The sequence below is a fragment of the Nocardia sp. NPDC005998 genome, from assembly GCF_040614395.1.
In the GTDB taxonomy this organism is placed as follows: Bacteria; Actinomycetota; Actinomycetes; order Mycobacteriales; family Mycobacteriaceae; genus Nocardia.
Genome location: NZ_JBEXUI010000038.1, coordinates 48,384 through 67,934 on the forward strand (window position 1 = coordinate 48,384; position 19,551 = coordinate 67,934).

General features: G+C 65.7%; 16 protein-coding genes. 8 read left to right on the top strand and 8 right to left on the bottom strand.

Translation table 11 applies throughout. From position 1 onward, the window contains the following. Positions 1–238: 238 nt before the first annotated feature. Positions 239–1,408, bottom strand: a complete 1,170-nt coding sequence (locus tag ABZ293_RS34085; protein ID WP_355187496.1) for a serine hydrolase domain-containing protein — start codon at positions 1,406–1,408, stop codon at positions 239–241. Positions 1,409–1,579: 171 nt separating this feature from the next. On the opposite strand from ABZ293_RS34085, the gene ABZ293_RS34090 reads away from it, so the two are divergent. The 3 genes from ABZ293_RS34090 (at position 1,580) to ABZ293_RS34100 (ending at position 4,609) form a co-directional block, all read left to right on the top strand. Continuing rightward, complete coding sequence (locus ABZ293_RS34090) at positions 1,580–2,302, top strand: GntR family transcriptional regulator (RefSeq protein ID WP_355187498.1); 723 nt, start codon at positions 1,580–1,582, stop codon at positions 2,300–2,302. 85 nt (positions 2,303–2,387) lie between these two features. Further along, a complete protein-coding gene (locus ABZ293_RS34095; RefSeq protein WP_355187499.1) occupies positions 2,388–3,875 on the top strand; it encodes an NCS1 family nucleobase:cation symporter-1 in 1,488 nt (495 codons plus the stop codon). Beyond that, positions 3,875–4,609, top strand: coding sequence for an aspartate/glutamate racemase family protein (locus ABZ293_RS34100; protein ID WP_355187501.1), 735 nt, complete (start codon positions 3,875–3,877; stop codon positions 4,607–4,609). Before ABZ293_RS34095 ends, ABZ293_RS34100 begins: the two co-directional genes overlap by 1 nt. A gap of 19 nt (positions 4,610–4,628) precedes the next feature. Here ABZ293_RS34100 and ABZ293_RS34105 read toward each other — a convergent pair whose 3' ends face one another. The 5 genes from ABZ293_RS34105 to ABZ293_RS34125 all read right to left on the bottom strand — a co-directional run bounded on the left by ABZ293_RS34105 (position 4,629) and on the right by ABZ293_RS34125 (position 10,018). Then, positions 4,629–4,979, bottom strand: a complete 351-nt coding sequence (locus tag ABZ293_RS34105; protein ID WP_354960074.1) for a hypothetical protein — start codon at positions 4,977–4,979, stop codon at positions 4,629–4,631. 558 nt (positions 4,980–5,537) lie between these two features. Continuing rightward, entirely contained in the window at positions 5,538–6,116 is a 579-nt protein-coding gene (gene idi, locus ABZ293_RS34110; protein ID WP_355187503.1) for an isopentenyl-diphosphate Delta-isomerase, read from the bottom strand. Then, complete coding sequence (locus tag ABZ293_RS34115) at positions 6,113–6,985, bottom strand: geranyl diphosphate 2-C-methyltransferase (protein ID WP_355187505.1); 873 nt, start codon at positions 6,983–6,985, stop codon at positions 6,113–6,115. The genes idi and ABZ293_RS34115 overlap by 4 nt, the downstream gene beginning before the upstream one ends. 54 nt (positions 6,986–7,039) lie before the next feature. Then, positions 7,040–8,596 carry a family 2 encapsulin nanocompartment cargo protein terpene cyclase gene (locus tag ABZ293_RS34120; RefSeq protein WP_355187507.1) on the bottom strand — a complete coding sequence of 519 codons (1,557 nt, stop codon included), beginning with the start codon at positions 8,594–8,596 and terminating at the stop codon, positions 7,040–7,042. 15 nt (positions 8,597–8,611) lie between these two features. Further along, complete coding sequence (locus ABZ293_RS34125) at positions 8,612–10,018, bottom strand: family 2B encapsulin nanocompartment shell protein (RefSeq protein WP_355187509.1); 1,407 nt, start codon at positions 10,016–10,018, stop codon at positions 8,612–8,614. Positions 10,019–10,579: 561 nt separating this feature from the next. Here ABZ293_RS34125 and ABZ293_RS34130 point away from each other — a divergent pair. Then, entirely contained in the window at positions 10,580–13,573 is a 2,994-nt protein-coding gene (locus tag ABZ293_RS34130) for an acyl-CoA synthetase (protein ID WP_355187511.1), read from the top strand. Between the two features lie 147 nt (positions 13,574–13,720). Further along, entirely contained in the window at positions 13,721–14,011 is a 291-nt protein-coding gene (locus ABZ293_RS34135; protein ID WP_355187513.1) for a hypothetical protein, read from the top strand. Positions 14,012–14,018: 7 nt separating this feature from the next. Here the strand turns inward: ABZ293_RS34135 and rffA are convergent, their stop codons facing one another. Together rffA and ABZ293_RS34145 are read right to left on the bottom strand one after the other, a co-directional pair. Further along, entirely contained in the window at positions 14,019–15,155 is a 1,137-nt protein-coding gene (rffA, locus tag ABZ293_RS34140; protein ID WP_355187515.1) for a dTDP-4-amino-4,6-dideoxygalactose transaminase, read from the bottom strand. Continuing rightward, positions 15,152–16,276, bottom strand: coding sequence for a glycosyltransferase (locus ABZ293_RS34145; RefSeq protein ID WP_355187517.1), 1,125 nt, complete (start codon positions 16,274–16,276; stop codon positions 15,152–15,154). Before ABZ293_RS34145 ends, rffA begins: the two co-directional genes overlap by 4 nt. Before the next feature lie 226 nt (positions 16,277–16,502). Between ABZ293_RS34145 and ABZ293_RS34150 the strand changes: the two genes are divergently transcribed. The 3 genes from ABZ293_RS34150 to ABZ293_RS34160 all read left to right on the top strand — a co-directional run bounded on the left by ABZ293_RS34150 (position 16,503) and on the right by ABZ293_RS34160 (position 19,516). Continuing rightward, entirely contained in the window at positions 16,503–18,725 is a 2,223-nt protein-coding gene (locus tag ABZ293_RS34150; protein WP_355187541.1) for a hypothetical protein, read from the top strand. A 68-nt stretch (positions 18,726–18,793) separates the two neighbouring features. Then, complete coding sequence (locus ABZ293_RS34155) at positions 18,794–19,261, top strand: GtrA family protein (protein WP_354961368.1); 468 nt, start codon at positions 18,794–18,796, stop codon at positions 19,259–19,261. Positions 19,262–19,282: 21 nt separating this feature from the next. Further along, positions 19,283–19,516, top strand: a complete 234-nt coding sequence (locus ABZ293_RS34160; protein ID WP_354961354.1) for a Trm112 family protein — start codon at positions 19,283–19,285, stop codon at positions 19,514–19,516. Positions 19,517–19,551 lie beyond the last annotated feature (35 nt).

A 19,551-nucleotide genomic window follows, 5' to 3' on the forward strand; every position in this document is an offset into this window, starting at 1 on the left:
CGCGCGCTCAGCATCTGTCGCTGCGCCGAATCCGCATGAGTCCGCAGCATCGGCGCAACAGTGGGCGCTCGGGCCGAGGTGCTGGGCCGACGACACCGTCAGCTGGAGTGTTGCATCGCCACCAGCTTCGGGTGTCGGTGCGGCGCATCGCCTCCAGCAGCTCGATGGGCTACACCACATTGCCCTGCTACCTTCCGGGTGCCGCGGTGACCCCGTCGGCGGGAGTGTGCTCCGCCTGTCACCCAGCCTTCGCGATGTTGTGTGCGATCGTCCCGAGACGTGCCAACCGAGCATCGCCCAACGGTGTGAGCTTCCCGCCGAGACGGTTGGTGACGAAAGCCAGCGAAATCCCGGTCGCCGGATCGGCGAAAGCACCGGAGCCGCCGAGCCCGAAATGGCCGAAGGCGGCGACGGGTTCGGCCTTCGAGGGCTTCATCGGAACGCCGTGGAAGCCCAACGCCCACGGAATGCGGAAGGCGAGAACGTAATCGGGAGTGAAGACCTGACGCCGGGTGATCTGCTCGATGGTTTCCGGACGCAACAGCTGGACATCGCCCAGCCGACCATTGGTTGCGAGCGCGCTGTACATCCTGGCCAGCGCACGCGCGGAGAACACGCCGTTGACGCCCGGCATGACCGAATCGTGCAGGCGCGGATCGGAAACCAGATCGGCGAACCCGCACGGTGTGGTTTCCGCGGCCGCCGCGAAACGGGTCCGGCCCATGAGCCGGGCACTATTTTCCCAACTCATTCCGGCGACGGTGAGCCGGGGAAAGTTGGTGGCGATCCGACCGCGCTCGGTTTCCGGCACACGGAACCAGAGTTCTTCCGCGGCAAGCGGTTCCGCGATTTCGGTGCGCAGAATCTCGGTGAAGTCCGCGCCGGTGACCCGGCGGATGAGCTCGGCGACCAAATGCCCGAAGGAAATTCCGTGGTAGCCGCTGGTGTAGGTGTGGCGCGGATCGGGGGAGCATGCCGCGAGAGCGGCGGTGACCTCGGCGTCGTCGAAGAACCGCTCCACCGGTCCCGGCAGCAGTGCACGCAACCGGTGTAGACCCGCCCGATGCGTGAGCATCTCGCGGACCGTTATCCGCTGCTTACCCGCGGCCGCGAATTCGGGCCAGTAGGTGGCGACCGGCTCGTCGTAATCGAACAGTCCGCGCTCGGCCAGTCGGTGCGCCAGCGTCGAGACAACGCCTTTTCCGGTGGAGTAGGCCATGGCCACGGTATCGGCGGCCCACGGCACGCCGGGATGTGCGAACCCGGCCCATACGTCCACCACGGGTTCGCCGTGCTGGTAGACCACGAGTGCGCCGCCGCCATCGCTGGGGCGTCGGAACAGCCTGTCGAATTCGGCGACCAGGCGCACATAGCGACGATCCACCGACTGCGTTGTCGTAAGTGTCATCGGAATACCCCTGTCGTTCGACCGACTAACAGCATGACACGGTGGTGATGGCGCCTTCGAAGGTGCCGATATCCGAATCGAGCCGACCACGCGACCGGTCGGTTCGGTGAACGTTTCCTGACCGTCACATCGGGCCCCGCGATCGCAACACGGCTCGCATAGCGTGTCCGCATGCCACCGAGAAGACGATCGGCGCTGCTCGCGAGGCTGGTTGTCGATGAACCAGGCCGACCGCAAGTGATCCTCGGCGAACTCCGCCGGGTGATTCTCGACGGGGCCGCGCCGCCGTGCACCGTCATTCCGCTGCGCGAGGTCGCCGAATTATTCGGCGTCAGCCATATCCCGGTGCGGGAGGCGCTCAAGACATTGATCGGGGAGGGGCTGGTGACGCATCAGCCACACGGCGGGTACGCGGTGGCCCAGCTGACCCCCAATGAGCTGCGCGAAATGTATATCGTGCGAGAGACCCTGGAAACCGCTTCACTGGCAGCAGCCGCCCGCAATGCCACCGCCGCCGACCGTGCGCAGTTGCTCGAGCTGAATTCGCTATTGGAACAGGCGATTCGGGATGACGACCCGGTCGCCTACCACCGCCGATCGCGCGATTTCCACGTGGCACTGACCAAACCGTCGCGCATGTTCCGGCTGCTGCACATGCTGGAGTCGGCGTGGAATGTCACCGAGCCGGTGCAGTCGATGGTGCATATCGGCCGTGCCGACCGGGTACGCCTGCATACCGATCACGCCCTGATGCTCGACGCGTTCATGGCACGCGACGTGGATCGCCTGCTGCTGGCGGCCGAACGGCATCACAGCAGGTTGGAGACGGTCATTACGACGCTGCCCACCGATACCGGCCTGCTGGCGCCGGAAGATATATCTGTCGCGCAATAGCCGGGCAATAACTGCGCAATGGTGGGGCAATGCGTGGTTTCTACCGTCGTTTCGATCACAGTTTCGCCCTCGGATGGGACACACCATGACCGAAACGCTCACCACACCGGTCGCACCCGCGGCACCATCAGCACCCGCATACGACCCACGACTGACCAATGCGGACCTGGCACCGCTGCGCAAGCAGACCTGGGGTTCCTACAACATCTTCGCCTTCTGGATGTCGGACGTGCACAGCGTCGGCGGCTACGTCACCGCGGGCAGCCTGTTCGCGCTCGGACTGGCCAGTTGGCAGGTGCTCGCTGCGCTGCTGATCGGGATCACGATCGTCTATTTCTTCTGCAATCTGGTCGCCAAGCCGAGCCAGGTCACCGGCGTGCCGTATCCGGTCATGTGCCGCAGTGCCTTCGGGGTGCTCGGCGCCAATATCCCGGCCATCATCCGCGGTCTGATCGCCGTCGCCTGGTATGGAATTCAGACCTTTCTCGCCTCGGCGGCGCTGGATGTCGTTCTGGTGAAGCTATTTCCGGGATTGGCACCGTATGCGGTCGTGGATGACTACGGGTTCCTGGGACTTTCGCTGCTCGGGTGGGGCAGCTATCTGCTGCTGTGGGTGGTGCAGGCCGGTGTGTTCTGGCGCGGCATGGAATCGATCCGGAAGTTCATCGACTTCTGCGGTCCCGCTGTGTATGTCGTGATGTTCCTGCTCTGCGGATATTTGATCGCCAAGGCGGGCTGGAGTGCCATCGATCTGAAACTGGGCGAGGTGAAGTACACGGGTTGGGCCTCGGTACCGGTCATGCTCGGCGCGATCGCACTGGTGGTCTCCTATTTCTCCGGCCCGATGCTGAACTTCGGCGACTTCTCCCGCTACGGAAAGAGTTTCGCCGCGGTGCGGCGCGGCAATCTGCTCGGGCTGCCGGTCAACTTCCTGCTGTTCTCGCTGCTGGTCGTGATCACCGCATCGCTGACCGTCCCGGTCTACGGTGAGCTGATCACCGATCCCGTTGCGACGGTGGCACGTATCGACAGCACCTTCGCGATCGTGCTGGGCGCGTTGACCTTCACCATCGCCACCATCGGCATCAATATCGTCGCCAACTTCATCTCTCCGGCCTTCGACTTCTCCCATGTCAGTCCGCAGCGCATCAGCTGGCGCGCGGGCGGCATGATCGCCGCGGTCGGCTCGATCCTGATCACGCCATGGAACCTCTACAACAATCCGGAGGTCATCCACTACACCCTCGAGGTGCTCGGGGCGTTCATCGGCCCGCTGTTCGGCGTGCTCATCGCCGATTACTACCTGGTGCGCAAGCAGCAGGTAGTAATCGACGACCTGTTCACCCGGTCGGAGACCGGAACCTATTGGTACAGCAAGGGGTACAACCCCGCCGCCATCATCGCCACGGCCCTCGGCGCGATCGTCGCGGTGATCCCGGTGCTCGTCAAGGATGTCACCGGCATGTACACCGCCGCGCAGTACAGCTGGTTCATCGGCTGTGGGCTCGGCTTCGTCACCTACTACCTGCTGGCGACGCAAACCCGACTGGCAGTCAAGGGGGTCGCTGCCTGATGCGCATCCGGGTCGTCAACCCGAACACCACGCGGGCGATGACCGACACGATCGAGCAGTGCGCCAAGGCCGTGGCGGGCCCGGGCACACTGCTCGACGCGGTCACCGCAGAGATGGGTCCTGCCTCGATCGAAAGCCACTACGACGAAGCGCTCAGCGTTCCTGGCGTGCTGGCCGCCATTCAGCGCGGTGAGCAGGAGGGTGTCGACGGCTATGTGATCGCCTGCTTCGGCGATCCGGGCCTGGACGCGGCCCGTGAACTGGCCAGCGGCCCGGTAATCGGGATCGCGGAGGCGGCCATGCATACGGCCAGCCATCTCGGCCGCGGCTTCAGCATCGTCACCACACTCAGCCGTACCATCGGTCGCGCCACCGATCTGGTGGACCGCTATGGCATGCGGTGCCACTGCCGCGGCGTGCACGCCTGCGAAATTCCGGTGCTCGCGCTGGAGACCGATCCGGACGCCCGCAAAATCGTCACCGAGGCCTGCCGCGATGCCGTGGACGCCGACGGTTCCGACGCGATCGTGCTCGGCTGTGCGGGAATGGCGGACCTGTGCAACCACATTCGCGACGAGATCGGCGTCCCGGTGATCGACGGCGTCGCCGCCGCCACCCTCACCGTGCAATCGCTGATCACCCTCGGCCTACGCAAATCGGGTAGGGGAGAGTTCGCCACTCCGCCACCCAAGCCGTACACCGGGCCGCTGCGGTCGTTCGGCTCGAATCCATGAGTGGGGGAAGGGATTTCGGTCAGGCCGCGACGGCCGCGGTGAGGGCTCGCTTGGCGGCATCGGGATCGTCGACATCGACGACCAGACGGGTGAAGCCGGGGCCAGCAAGGTCGATGAGAATGGCCTGGCCGACGAATCTGGTGTCCCAGAACTCTTTTCGGCCCCTACCTCGGTAGGTGCCGGCGGCGATCACGCCGGGAAAGAAGGTGCCGGGCGCGCGGACCCACGGTGGGCGCAGGTCGACCGGTGCGGTGGTGATCTCGGTGATATCGGCCAGATCGAAGGTCACATGCTCGCGCAGCGCCAGCAGACGGTGCCCGCCGAGTACGCGAACCGTCACCTTATCGTCCGCGACTTCGAGTTCGACCATCGTGCACCTCACTAATTCCACAAGCTCGTACCCGATCGAGGATGCAAGTCGGACCTGGCTGGACGCTGTGCCGTTCCTGTGAGTTCTCGAAGGTTTGTGCAGTGTGACAAGCACCGCATCGGCGGGATGCGGGCCAGATATTTGCCGAAACGTAGATATGCGCATCAAAGCATGAAATGTGACAGGAAAGAGTGGTTGCGGGCGGACCCGCATGTGTCGATCCAAAAGAGCAGCAAAGAGGCGAGGGACCAGCTCGTGCTCAGCTCGATTTACCGCCCGAAGAGGTGACGAAGCTCGGATTGCGACCGCGGTTCGCGCTCGCGCGGACCAGGCCACGATGCGGCCAGCGGGTGCGCGGGAATCGCGTTCCGTCTTCCCCACACGGCATCGGTCCAGCATCTGCATTCCCACCTGGCGGCAACCGCACGGGCGGCGAGTCCGGACCGGGCAGCCACACGCGCGGATCAACACCGACCACGAGATAACGCCGGAGGCGATCGATGGCTGCCTCGGCCCGGCCCGCATACCGGCCTTGGCCGGGCCAGCGGGACGACCTTCTCAGATAACCCGTACCGCCTCGTCCGCGATCTCGAGCACGCCCAGCAGCCACGGCGTGTAGCTCTCGGGATGGTCGGCGATCGCGTCGCGTAGGGCATCCGGCTGGATCCACGCGTAGTCGGCGACTTCGGCCGGATCGGGGCGCGGTGCGGCGCTCTGCAAGAACTCCGCACTCAACCGGCCGATGAGCACATGATCCCATTCGTGTTCCACGCGACCGGTCACGGAGTCTTCGGCGTGATACCGGAAGATGCCGACCTCGGTAAGTGCGGTGGCCAACCCGAACTCCTCCCCGAGCCGGACCGCGGCGGCCGCCGCCACCGGCTCATTCGGCGCCGGATGCCCACAGCAGGTATTGGCCCACAGCAGCGGAAACCGCGTCTTCACCGCGGCGCGCTGCTGCAGAAGCACCCGCCCCGCGCCGTCGTAGAGCAGCACCGAGAACGCGCGGTGCAGCAGTCCCGGCGCGGTATGAGCCTGCGCCACCGGGCACGCACCGACCGCGTACCCGGCGTCGTCGACGAGTTCGACGGGCAGGGCCTCGCGGTCGGTGATCGGCTTGGTCAGCGTTTCCGTCACCGGCCCACCTTATCGGCGGCAATGAGCAGGTACTGGAAGCTGCCCTCCCGGTAGGCGGTCAGGAACGGCTTTTCCACACCGGTCGCCAGCTCGGATTCGGTGCGCAGCTCCCAGTAGGGGATGGTCGCGGCGGTCAGATCGATCACATTGATCGGCACCAGATTGTGGTCGGCCATGGCCCGGAAGTACTCGCTGCGCGGATGGATCATGCAGCCGTAGTGGGCGTCGATCCAGCTGACCGAGGACGAGCGCCCGCCGCTGACATCGTTGGAGCAACCGGTGATGCAGACGTAGCGACCTCCGGGTTCGAGCAGCCGGGAGAATTCGCCGAACAGTTCGGCGAGATCGACGTACATGGTGGTTTCGTTGGTCCAGATGCCACGCATCGATCCGGTGTCGAAGCCGGTGTCCAGCATATTCCGGAAGTGGAAGCGCACCCTATCCGCCACACCGCGGTGCGCGGCCTGCCCCTTGGCGAAGCCGACCTGATATTCGGAGATGGTCACACCGTCGACCTGACAGCCGAACCGTTGACCGGCCATGAAACTGGTGCCGCCGCGGCCGGATCCGCCATCGAGCAGCCGATCGCCCGGCCGGATATCGCCGAGGTGGTCCAGCAGCAGCGTGGCCTGCGCGGTCTCCAGGCGGTGCAGTTCCCTGACGATCCGCTCCTCGCGGGTGTCCGCCGGTCCGGCCAGCGCCGCCTGATCGGGTTCGCCGATGCCGTAGTGGTGGTGGAAGAGTCCGTCGACCTCCCCGAGTTTGACATTGACCCGGTCGTCGTTCGGGTTGTTGTTCCAGTACTCGGCAACGGCCTTCTGGTAGCTGGTGCGCAGGACGGACCCCGTGTCCGGATTGAGCATGGTCATGCCTGATCATCCTCTCGTCTTGTTGCGTTACTACTGATTTCGTTGCGGTACTGGCTAATTCGACTCGTTGTAGCGCTTACTCGCGGCGTGCCAGGCGCGGTTGCCGCCCATCCAGGCCCACAGTCCGCCGAGGAATCGACGCAGTTCGGCCGATCCGACGGCCGCCAGCGGCCCCGCTTCCTGTTCGAATCGGTGCACCAGCTCGTCGTGGATGGCGGCCGTGCGCACCACCGCCTCGCGCCGGGAGCACCGCTCCTCCGCCGCCAAGACCGTCGGCAGGTTGAATTCCCTACCTTCCGAACGGTCTTCGCGCGCCATCGAGTACAGGTCGTTCACCATCTGACTGGCGAGCGCGGCCGTGGTGACCACCCGGCGCACCCGCGGATCGGTGTACTCGGCGGCCTGGAGCTCATATCCGCCGACCACATCGATCGGTGCCATACACGGCAGGAAACTGTGCGGTTGCCGGTTGGCGAGGTACTCCCATACCGGTGGCATGCGGTGTGCGGCCCGCCAACCGGCTTCCGCACCGAGCGCGATGAACCATCCGGCGATCTCCGTGCGCAATCGGGCGAGCTGAGCCGGGGTCGCATACCGGGACAGATGCTCGAAGGACGTGCGGAACGCGCGCAGGATCGGATCGGCCTGCATGGCCCGTTCCAGCTGGGGCGCGTAGCGCGCTGGCAGATAGACGGGATCTATTGCGGCGGCAGCCAATTCGAGCCGCGGACCGAGTTCGGTCTCGGCGCTGGAAGGCGTGCCGTCGGGTGCGGTGTCATCGGCTCCCTCATCACAGTAGTAGTCATCGACCGCCCATTCGGAGACCGCGCATTTGGCGGCGGCGAGCAGTCGGTCGGGATCGTTGCTGTCCGGATGGGCGAGCATGATCAGGCGGCCGAAGTCGGCATCGCGCAGTTCATCCAGCCGTCCGGCGTAGAGGCCGATATCCCCGGCCCAGGCGATGAGCCCATCATTGACCAGTTCGGCCAATGCCGGGTCGTCGCGCAGCGGCGGCGGACAGTACAGCGGTGGAATCGGTGCCGCGGTGTCGTGCAGGTAGGCCGACGCGGTACCCAAACCCGTGGGGCCGAGGGGAATTCGACTCCGCGCGGATTTCTGCTCGGTTGACGTCGATCCTGTCGGCGCGGCCCCCTGCGCCGCGCCGACAGTGATCGATGTGGCATCGAGCGCCACTGGAGGCGGCTGGAAACCAGCCGCCCGGATAGTAGGTGTGCATGCGGGGTCGGGTACCTCAGTAGTAGGTAATCCCGCTTCCGCAGACGCGGACGCGGGGAGTAGGAGCGCAGCCGCGCCGAGTCCGCTGGGTCCGAGGAGGCGGCGCGGAGCAGGTGTCGTAGGTTCGGTGGACCGGTCCAGCTCGGGCGAATCAGCTTCCACCACCTCGGCTTCGGATGATCCGTTCGATTCGGGTAATGCTGTGCATTCGGGTATTTCCGTGCTTTCAGGTGTAACAGCGGCCTCCGGTGGTTGCGGAGCCGCTAGCGGTAACGTCGGCGGAGCGGTGGCATCGAGATTCGATAACAGCGCGGCAACCGCGGCGGCCACATCACTCGTGGCCGCCGGTGCCGAGACACGCGAGAGCACCGACATCGGTCACCACCCCGGTCATTCCGCCTGCCGGGCGACCAGGACGTTGTCGAGCACGCCCAGCGCGTCCGGCACCAGCACTGCCGCCGAGTAGTAGCAGCTGACCAGGTAGGAGATGATCGACTGATCGTCGATGCCTTTGAATCGGACGTTCAGGCTGGGCTCGTATTCATCCGGAATGCCGGTCTGATGCAGTCCGATGACGCCCTGATCCTTCTCGCCGGTGCGCATGGCCAGGATCGAGGTGGTCTGGGTATCGCTGACCGGAATCTTGCTGCACGGGAATATCGGGACCCCGCGCCAGGCGAAGACCCGGTGTCCGTCCACCTCGACCGGATCGGGATAGAGCCCGCGCCTACTACATTCACGACCGAAGGCGGCGATTGCTTTCGGATGTGCCAGAAAGAGTTTCGTGCTGCGCCGCATGCTGAGCAGTTCATCCATATCGTCCGGCGTCGGCGCGCCGGACTCGCTGTAGATGCGTTGCTTAAGGTCGCAATTGTGCAGCAGTCCGAAATCGGGGCTATTGACCAGATCGCTCTCGCGACGCTCGTAGAGCGCCGCGATGGTGAGCCGCAGTTGCTGCTCGACCTGGTTCATCGGGTCGTTGAACAGGTCGGCGACCCGGGTGTGCACGCGCAGGACGCTCTGCGCCAGGCTGAGTTCGTATTCGCGCGGGGCAGCGTCGAGGTCGACGAAGGTGCCCTGGAGCAGCGGTTCACCCGAGTGTCCCGAGGAGATCTCGATATTCGCCTCGCCCTTGGTATTTTGTGGCCGGGCCGGTGCGGCGGCCACCCGGGACAATTGCTCGCGGAGTGCCGGGGTGGATTCCAGTATTTCGTCGAGCGTTTGCCGGGGGAGAACCAACATGGTGGTCTGAGTGACGGTTTTGACGGTGACCGGCCAAATAGCCGACTCGTCGACGAGCGCTTCGGCACCGAAGAAATCCCCTCCAGCGAGCATCCCCAACTTGGTTTGCTCGCCGTATTCTCCGGTGCCCATCTTGCTCAGTTTGCCGTGCACGATCAGCATGACCTGATTCATCGGATTGCCGAATTCTGCGACCACGGTGTCGGGCCCGAGATCACGCTGTTCGAATCGCTGGGCGAGTGCGCGCAGTATCTCCTCGTCGTCGAAGTCCCGCAATTGCGGAAGTTCGGTGAGTTCCATCGGGATCACCCTGGCGTGCGAGCCGTCGATGACGAACTCGACCTCGCCGTTGCCCACGGTATGGGTCAGGCGGCGGTTGACTCGGTAGATACCGCCGTTGACCTGCGTCCACGGCAGCATGCGGGTGAGCCAGCGCGAGGTGATGCCCTGCATCTGCGGCTCGGACTTGGTGGTGTGCGCGAGCTGCTGGGCGGCACCGGTGCTGAGGCTCTTGCGAACGTTGTTTTCTGTTTGGACTGGCATTTCGATGGTCATGCGTTGTCCTCACCTGAGATGGTCACCGAGACGGGCGATTGTGGTGCACTGGTAGTCGACGGCACTTCAGATTCGGTTGCTGTTCACAGCAATTCGACAGGCGGCATGCCTGTCGAGGCTGAGACGAGGTGGTTGCCGAGAGATAGGACGGACCGAGACATAAAAAAAGGAACCGACTCTCTCGTGCGAATTGGCTTACGCGACATTGCGTTCCGAACGGCATCGATCCTAGACCGCGAAAGATGCTGTGCGCAGGGAAATTTCGGAGAACAAGCCGCGAGTATGCCGGTCTGTTTTCTGGATGGTTACGACACGAACTCGATACGGACAACCGCAGATAACGTCCTGGGATGAATCCGGACTTCTGGGACGTGTCTGAACGGTCGGTATCTTTCTGCGCGCCGTCTCCATACCCATGCGGCGAACATTCGGAAGATCGGCCCCACCTGGCATGGAACCGGTCACAGCGGACACATAATGGATACACGGTGTGGGAAGCTCGTCTGAGCACATCGGGGTGTGTGATGCGGGTCACTTTGCAGGGTAGGGCCAGGAGCGATCGTGAAGTTCAATGCCAAGAGTGTGGTCGGGTCGGTGCAGCGGTTGATGGCGACGGCCCAGAACGGCCTCGAGGTCATCCGCTTCGGCGGGTTGACCCACGATGTCGAGGGTTCGCCGTTCGAGATAGTGGAACGGCGCAGAATGTATCGGCTGCGCCATTACTTCCCCGACGATACGACCCCGGGGCGCCCGGTCGCGGTCTTGGTGCCGCCGCTGATGGTCAACGCCGATATCTGGGATGTGAACGCCGAGGACGGTGCGGTCGGCATTCTGCACCGCGGCGGAATCGACTGCTGGGTGGTCGATTTCGGTTCGCCCGCCAGTGAGGAGGGCGGCTGGGAACGGGATCTGGCCGATCACGTCCTCGCGATCAACAGCGCCATAGATACGGTCTGCGATGCGACCGGCAGCAGCGTGCATCTGATGGGCTACTCCCAGGGCGGCATGTTCGCCTATCAGACCACCGCCTACCGGTTCGGCAAGGGTGTCGAGAGCATCGTGACCTTCGGCAGCCCGGTCGATGTGGTGGCGGGGATGCCGTTCGGACTGCCGTACGGCATGGTTTCCGACGTCGCGGAGTTCCTGGCCGACCATGTGGTGACCCGGTTGCCGATCACCGATTCCATGGTCCGGCTCGGCTTCCAGATGCTCGACCCGATGAAGACCGCCAAATCGCGCATCGACTTCGTGCGCCAGCTGCACGATCGGGAGGCGTTGCTGCCCAAGGAACGTCAGCGCCGATTCCTCAACAGTGACGGCTGGGTGGGCTATGCGGGCCCGGCGGCGGCCGATCTGCTCAAGCAGTTCGTGGCACACAACCGACTGATGCTGGGTGGCTTCGTGATCCGGGATCAGCCGATTTCGCTGGCCGAACTGAAGTGCCCGATCCTCGCCTTCGTCGGCGAGGTCGACGATATCGGCCAGCCCGCCGCGGTGCGCGGCATCGTGCGGGCCGCGCCCAATGCCGAGGTCTACGAAGCCAGTTTGGTGGCAGGACATTTCGGCCTCGTCGCGGGCAGCATGGCGACCCGGCACACCTGGCCGCTGGTGCGTCAGTGGATCGATTGGATGGACGGCGATCAGCCGCTGCCGCCGGAAATCGCGCCGATGACCGAACATGTCGCGACCAACCGGCCGAGTTCGGCGGCCACCCGCGTCGTACATACCGCGGCCACCCTCGCCGAGGCGGGCGCCGGTGTCGGCAAGGCGCTGGAAGGTATCGCCAGCAATACCGTGCGCGGTTCCATCGAACTGGCCGGTGAGGCCGCACGGACGTTGCCGCGGCTGACCCGGCTCGGCATGATCCAGCCGCATACCCGAATCTCATTGGGCCGCTTGGTCGCCGAGCAGGCGCGCCGCGCTCCGCTGCGTGATCTGTTCCTCTTCGACGATCGCGTGCACACCAATGCGGCCGTCAACGCGCGTATCGATAATGTGGTGCGCGGGCTCATTTCCGTCGGCATCCGCCCGGCCATTCGCGTCGGGGTGGTGATGGAGACCCGGCCGAGCGCGCTGGCCACCGTCGCCGCGCTCTCGCGCCTCGGCGCGGTTGCCGTACTGCTCGCCCCAGGCAGCGAACTGGACCGGGCCATCGAGCTCACCGGTATCAAGGCCCTGGTCTCGGATCCGGAGAACCTGCGGTCCGCGGCGGCCACCGGTACCCGGGTGCTGGTGCTCGGCGGCGGCGATGCGCGCACCCTCGATATTCCGGTGAGCGAGAACGTGATCGACCTCGAGCAGATCGATCCCACCCAGGTGCAGCTGCCCGCCTGGTACCGCCCGGATCCGGGTCTGGCGCGCGAATTGGCCTTCGTGCTCGTCACCGGCACCGGCGACCGGCTCGAGGCCAAGTACATCACCAACCACCGCTGGGCCCTGTCCGCCTTCGGCACCGCGACCTCGGCCGATCTGGATCGCAAGGACACCGTCCTATGCCTTGCACCGCTGCATCATTCGTCCGGTCTGCTGGTGAGCCTCGGTGGTGCGATCGCGGGCGGCAGCCGGATCGCGCTGGCCAGATCGCTGGATCCGACCCGGTTCGTCGAGGAGGTGCACCGCTACGGCGTCACGGTGGTGACCTACACCTGGACCATGCTGCGCGACATCCTCGACGCCGAGGTTTTCCCGGCCGGGCATCGCTCACCCACCCCGTCGGCTCCGCCGACTGCCACCCCCATGTGGCATCCGATCCGGCTGTTCATCGGCTCGGGCATGCCCGCCGGGCTGTGGCGGCGCACCACCGAGCAGTTCGCGCCAGCCCGGGTGCTGGAGTTCTACGCGTCCATCGAGGGCGATGTGGTGCTGGCCAATGTGACCGGTGTTAAGGCGGGCTGCAAGGGCCGCCCGGTGCCGGGCACCGCCAAGGTGGAACTGGTCGCCTACGACCCGGTGACGGGGCAGATCCGGACCGACGCGTCCGGCTTCGCGCGCCGCTGCGCCGATAACGAGGTCGGTTTGCTGCTCGGCAAGGCGACCGAGGGCATCGATCTCTCCGATGGCGGACTGCGCGGTGTGTTCACGGCGGGCGATGCCTGGATGCCGACGGAGAACCTGTTCCGCCGCGATGGCGATGGTGACTATTGGCTGGTCGATCGCCGGGATACGGTGATCCACAGCGCCCGCGGACCGGTATTCACCCAACCGATCGTCGATACCCTCAACGACATCACCGCGGTCGATATGGAGGTCGCCTATGGCCTGCCCGTCGGCGAGCACGCACTGGCGGTGGCGGCGGTCAGCATCCGCAAGGGCTTCCGGCTGGAACCCAAGGATGTGACCGAGGCGGTGCGGGCCCTCGATCCGGACCAGCGCCCCGACATCGTGTACATCGTCGATGAGATCCCGCGCAGCTCGTCCTACCGTCCGTCCACCCGCGCGGTGCAGGCCAAGGGTCGCCCGCGGCCCGGACCCGATACCTGGTGGTACAACCGGGAATCGGACGCCTACGAGGTGCTCACCGAAGCCGAGGCGGCCGCACTTCTCGGCACTGACTGACCGTTGCCCGGCGTCCCGGCGAAAGCCGGGACCCGGCGCATGGATTCGGTGTTCACCGCAGCGACAAACCCGCACCGGATGCCGCCGTCGACGCCCGCAAGTGCGTAGCGTGGATACCAAGTCCTCGACGACGACGGAGGTTTCGAGATGTCGTGGAAGGTTCAGCTCGGCATCGGCATCCTGGCTTTGCTGGGCGTGCTGATGATTGTCGGCTTCGTGCAGAGCGTGATCTTCTCGCTGGTGCCCGTGGTGGTCCTGCTGCTGCTCGGCTACGGCGCGTTCCGGCTCTACGTCGCCAGCCGAGGTAAGGCCGAAACGCCGCCGCAGCTGCCGCAGGCTACACCACCCGCGATACCCGCCCGGCCGACGAAGGATGCGGCGACCAGACTTCGCGAGATCCGCGACGAGGCCGCCCGTCAGCAGCGTCAGCAGCAGTAGGGACGGGTTACGAGCTATAAGCGGTGACGGCCTCGACCACGCGACCGAGCTGAGCCTCGGTCAGCATCGGCCACAGCGGCAGCCGCAGAATCGTCGAGGAGAACCGCGCGCTGCGCGTGCACGGCACCGGTGTCCGCCCGTACTTCAGTCCGGCCGGACTGGAATCCAGCGGGATGTAGTGGAACGGGGCGACGATGCCCTGCGCGGCGAGATGCCGGATGAGCCCGTCACGTGACTCTTCGCTCGGCATCTGCAGGAAGAACATGTGCGCGGTGTGTTCCCGATCCTCGGGCACCGTCATCAGCCGCGCGCCCGTGCGTTCGGCCCAGTCCGGCAGTTGGGTGGCGTAGGTGTCCCACACCCGGTGGCGCTGCACCTGGATCGCGTCGAATTCATCGAGCTGCGCGTCGAGTACGGCCGCGTTCAGTTCGCTGGGCAGATAGCTGGAGCCGATGTCCTGCCAGGAGTATTTGTCGACCTGACCGCGCAGGAAGCGGGCCCGGTTGGTGCCCTTCTCCCGCATGATCTCCGCGCGACCCATCAGGATCTCGTCGGAGAGCAGCAGCGCGCCACCCTCACCGCAGTGCACATTCTTGGTGTCGTGGAAGCTCTGGGTGCCCAGCGTGCCGATGGTGCCGAGTTGGCGACCGCGCCAGGTGCCGCCGAGGCCGTGCGCATTGTCCTCGATGAGCGCGATGCCGTGCTGCTCGGTGAGCGCGAGTAGTCGTTCCATATCGGCGGCGACGCCGCCGTAGTGCATGACCACGACCGCCTTGGTCCGGTCGGTGATCGCCGCGGCGACCGAATCCGGGTCGATATTGCCGCTCGCCTCATCGATATCGACGAAGACGCACGTCGCACCGCGCAGCGCCATCGAGGTGGCCGCCGAGGTGAAGGCGAAGCTCGGCACGATTACTTCATCGTCGGGTCCGAGTTCGAGCAGCAGCGCGGCCAATTCCAGGGCATGCGTGCAGGAGGTGGTCAGTAGCGCGTGCGGCGCCCCGGTGATGTTCTTCAGCTTGGCCGTCGCGGACGCGGTGAACTTGCCGTCGCCATGGCTGTGGTCCGAGCCGAGTACGGCCTCGATGTTCGCCAGCTCGCGGCCAGCGCGGAACGGCCGGCTGAAGATGATGCGCTCGTTCACTCCCCTTTGCCCTTCTCACCTGCGGCTGCCGGTACCGCGTCGGTGACTCGATGGGTCGTGTCCGGCGCCTCGATGGTAGCCGGGCGCGGGGTGGGGGAGTCCACGGTCAGATAGAGCGGCTTACCGACCAGAATGTGCAGTGCCACACCGAGATATTCGGCGATGAGGCCGAGCGAGAACAGGATCGCGCCCGAACACAGCAGCATGACCACGATCATCGAGGCCCAACCCTCGGGATCGTTGTTATGGCCCGCCAGCTTCTGGACGATTATCACCGCTGCCATGATCCCGCCCACGAGCGCCAGCGTGCCGCCGAGCAGGCTGACCAGCCGCAGGCCGCGAGTTCCGCTGCACAGCACCATCTTCCAGAACAGCGAGAACAGCCGCCGATAGTTGTATCCGGACTCCTCGCGGCCTTCGGCGCGCAACAGCACCGGCACCGAGACGGTATTGCCGACCACCCAGGTCAGAGCCACATCCAGGTAGGCGCCGTTGGCGGCGACCTCGGCGAGCTGACGGCCGATATCGCCGCGGATCAGCCGGAAGCTCTCGAACCGTGTCGAATCCGGGAAGGCGAAGATGGTGGCGAGCACGATCTTGGCGCCGCGCGAGGTGAGGTTGCGCAGGAAGCCGTGCGGGCGGGTATTGGTCGGCTTGGAGTAGACCAGGTCGGCGCGTTCGGCCAGCGCCGCGTCCAGGAAGGCCGCGATGAAGGCGGGATCGTGCTGGCCGTCCTCGTCCATCGTGACGATCCACTCGCCGCGCGCGGCCGCCATACCGGCGATGGTCGCGGCGTCCTGGCCGAAGTTGCGGCTCAGCCACACCGCCCTGACCTGCTCGTAGGTCTGCTCGAGCTGCTGCATGACGACATCGGAGCGGTCCGGGCCGTTGTCGTGGACCAGGATGATCTCGTCGACGATGAAGGTGGTGCCATCGGCTGTGACGGTCGCCTCGGCGAACTTGTCGAGTTCGGCGACGAGCGCGGCGATGGTGTCCTCGCCCCGGTAGACGGGCACGACGACGGAGACCGAGTGCCGGTGGCCGCTCTGGGACCGGGCAAACGGACGCTCGCTCGATGTCCCCGGAACCGGCCGGGGCGTACGTGCGGTGGGAATCGGCATTGGCGAGATCGACTTTCGATGACGGTGCGTGCCGGTACTCGTCGCTGGTGCTGAGCCCGAGCCGTCGTGAACTCTAACACGGTGCCGACCGCGCCCCGTCGGCCCGCTGATCATGTTCGGAGCCGACCGGATTCGGGCCACGGGCCAGCGGGCGATGCGAGCGAACGGTGTTGCACTGTAGGGTCTGGAACTCGTGGTGGAAAGTAGCGTCCCTGCCCCGCGGGACGTGTACAAATGGGGCATCATTACCGCGCTCGGGGTGATCGCGGGATATGTTGCGGTACTGCTGGCCAACGTCCGGCATTTCTACACCGACGACACGGAATCGCAGTACGCCCCGCTATGGGTGATGCTCGGGCGGCAGCTGCGCGACGGACAGCTGCCCGCGCTGGTCCCCGAGCATTGGATGGCGGGCAATTACACGATCGAAGAGGCGGGTCTGCTCAATCCGCCGCAGCTGCTGATCGATCTGATCGCGCCTTCGGTCGATAACCTCGCGCTGTACGCCACCGTGGTCAAACTGATCTTCGCGGTCATCCTCGGCCTCGGCGTGTACCGGATCTGCCTCGTCTATGGCGCGAAGCCGGCGTGGGCGGCGGTCGCGGGTGTCTCGATTCCGTTCACCGGGTGGCTGCTGTTCTTCGACGAGGCGAGTTGGTTCACCGCCTTCACCGGCACCGCATGGATGGTGCACGCCTGGGCCTCCGGTGTCAGGTACGCGCGCGGCCGCAGCGGTCCGATTCCGACATTCGTCTTTCTGTATCTGGCCATTTCGGTGCAGTACATCTTCCCGGCCGTGGAGGCCGGGCTGATGATCGGCGCGGTGGCGGTCGGCGAACTGGTCTATCAGAAGAAGTGGCAGCCCTCGCTGCGGCTGCTGACGGTGGCCGGTTTCGCAGCGCTCGCCGGGCTCGCGACCTATCTGCCGAGCATGCTCTCGGCAAAGGTGACCTGGCGCGGCACCTCCCAGATCAATAACGACCAGTTCTTGACCGTGCCCTGGTCGGAGTCGCTGAATGCCAGCCTGCCGACCACCATGCCCGCCTACAGTTCCTGGTGGGGCTACATCCAACCACTGCCGGTGGTGTACATCGCGTGGTTCCTGATTCCGGCACTGGCGTTCGTCGATTGGGGTAAGGCGCGCGCGAGCGCGCGCGAGCTGACCGCGCCTGCGTTGGTCGCAATCATGGCGCTGATGTGGACCGCCGGACCCGGCACCATCGGCCCGCTGCGCTGGCCCGCCCGGGTGCTGCCGATGCTGGCGCTCGGACTGCTGGTGCTGGTGTGCGTGCTGCTCGGGCGCTATGCCACCTTCGCGGACTGGCGGCGGCGCGGCATCGCCGGTGCGCTGCTGCTCGGACTGCTGCTCGCGCGGACCTTCTCCGCGGATCCGCACCGCATCGGCTGGCATCTGGTCTCGGTGGCCGCCGTCGCGGCACTCGGGGCCGCTGTGGTGTGGCTCGGCCGCAACCGGGGGACGGCCGCGGCTTGCGCGTTGGCCATCGTTGCGGTGTTCCCGATCGCATTCCTCCAGGTGAATATGGTGCAGCCGACGCCGATGAGCTGGAACCTGCCGGAGAACCGCGCCGAGATGAAGCGCGCCTTCCCCAAATTCCCCGGCACCACACTGCAACTCGCCGATCGCGGACTGATCCAGCCCAATGAGCGCACACTGCAGGGCGCGTACGGATCGCTGGTATTCGGTAACTACGCCAAGGATCTCGAGCTGACCTACGTCAGCGGCTACACCCCGAACGGGCACTATTGGTTCGGCGACATGCTCTGCATGCGCTGGGATACCAGTGTCTGCCCGGATGCCTACCGCCGCGCGTTCGCGACCGAACCGACCACCGGCCGGACCATCGTCGATCTGATGAAGGTGGACCGGGTGGTGCTGCAACGAGCGCTGTACCCGGATGCACGCAACCAACCCGCGCCGCTCGGCTGGAAGTGGGTCGACTACCCGGGCCATGAGCGCTATATCGCGGTGCTCGAGCGCGAGAACGGGCTGATCTCCACCCAGAACGGCCGGGTCGCCGATACGACGGGCGTGACCGCCACCTCGGTCTCCGAATCGGATATGACCAGCCGGGTGCGGGTGAATTCGGAGAACGGCGGGCAGATCGTCTTCGCGCGGCTCGGCTGGCCGGGCTACCGGGTGACGCTGGACGGTAGGGATATTCCGATCAGGGTGGTCGCGAAAATCTTTGTGACCGTGGATGTTCCGGCCGGTACCAAGAACGGCGACCTGGTCTTGAGCTGGCGTCCGCCCGGCTGGAAGATCGGCGGCGCTACCGCGGTGCTCGGCCTGGCCGGACTGGGTGTGCTGCAGTGGCTGTATCTGCGGAGTCGGCGGCCCGATGACGAGCCCGCCGACCTGGCGACCGCGGATGCGGAGACGCCGGAACCAGCGACGGCCCAACCCGATCTGGCAGACGCGATCCGGTGACCACGGGTGCGGCGAATTCGGTGAATGCGGGCGCGGGAGATCCGGTGGGCTCGGACGCCGCGAAGGCGGTGGTGCCGAGGCCAGCGGAGTCCGAGGACCCGGGACCGCTGCTGCGCATCGTCAAGCGGCAGGAGATCGCGTTCGCGGCCGTCGGCGTCGTGAATACCGCGCTGGGGATGGGGCTGACCGTCATGTGGTTGGCGATCCTCGGCGCGAGCGTGCCACCCGCGGTCGCGGTGGTCCTGGCCTATGCCATCAGCATCGTGATCGCATTCGTACTGCATCGGACGTTGGTTTTCCGGGTGCGCGGCCACGTGATCCGCGATTTCCTCCGGTTCGTCGGCGTGAATTCCGGTGGCCTGCTGATGAATATGGCGTTGCTGTCGCTGGCCGTCTCGGTACTGCACCTGCCGAGTAAGCCGTCGGCGGTGGTGGTGATGGGACTTGTCGCGATCGCCAGCTATTTCGGTCATCGCTACATCTCGTTCCGGCGGGAGCCGTCGCCATCGGCCGGTTCCGGTGCGGAGCCGTGCTAGGCGACGGGTAAGTTATCGATCATGCCGGAGGAAACCGCCTTGGACGCCACGCTGTTGAGCCTGCTCGCCTGCCCGCAGGACAAGGGTCCGCTGCTGTTGGTCCGCGATGACAAGGGCGCCACCGCGCTCTACAACCCACGCCTGCGCCGCGCCTACCCGATCGAGAACGGCATCCCGGTGCTGCTGATCGATGAGGCCCGCGATGTCACCGACGCGGAGCACACCGCCTTCACCAGTCAGCACGCCGACGCCTGATCGAGCATGCGCTCGATGGCACACCATCGCGGGTG

Bases quoted from the DNA above. Each gene is read 5' to 3' on its own strand.
- ABZ293_RS34095 (WP_355187499.1), top strand. From the start codon at position 2,388: ATGACCGAAACGCTCACCACACCGGTCGCACCCGCGGCACCATCAGCA.
- ABZ293_RS34105 (WP_354960074.1), bottom strand. From the start codon at position 4,979: ATGGTCGAACTCGAAGTCGCGGACGATAAGGTGACGGTTCGCGTACTC.
- ABZ293_RS34090 (WP_355187498.1), top strand. From the start codon at position 1,580: ATGCCACCGAGAAGACGATCGGCGCTGCTCGCGAGGCTGGTTGTCGAT.
- ABZ293_RS34125 (WP_355187509.1), bottom strand. From the start codon at position 10,018: ATGACCATCGAAATGCCAGTCCAAACAGAAAACAACGTTCGCAAGAGC.
- ABZ293_RS34160 (WP_354961354.1), top strand. From the start codon at position 19,283: ATGCCGGAGGAAACCGCCTTGGACGCCACGCTGTTGAGCCTGCTCGCC.
- ABZ293_RS34120 (WP_355187507.1), bottom strand. From the start codon at position 8,596: ATGTCGGTGCTCTCGCGTGTCTCGGCACCGGCGGCCACGAGTGATGTG.
- ABZ293_RS34100 (WP_355187501.1), top strand. From the start codon at position 3,875: ATGCGCATCCGGGTCGTCAACCCGAACACCACGCGGGCGATGACCGAC.
- ABZ293_RS34145 (WP_355187517.1), bottom strand. From the start codon at position 16,276: ATGCCGATTCCCACCGCACGTACGCCCCGGCCGGTTCCGGGGACATCG.
- ABZ293_RS34135 (WP_355187513.1), top strand. From the start codon at position 13,721: ATGTCGTGGAAGGTTCAGCTCGGCATCGGCATCCTGGCTTTGCTGGGC.
- ABZ293_RS34085 (WP_355187496.1), bottom strand. From the start codon at position 1,408: ATGACACTTACGACAACGCAGTCGGTGGATCGTCGCTATGTGCGCCTG.
- ABZ293_RS34115 (WP_355187505.1), bottom strand. From the start codon at position 6,985: ATGACCATGCTCAATCCGGACACGGGGTCCGTCCTGCGCACCAGCTAC.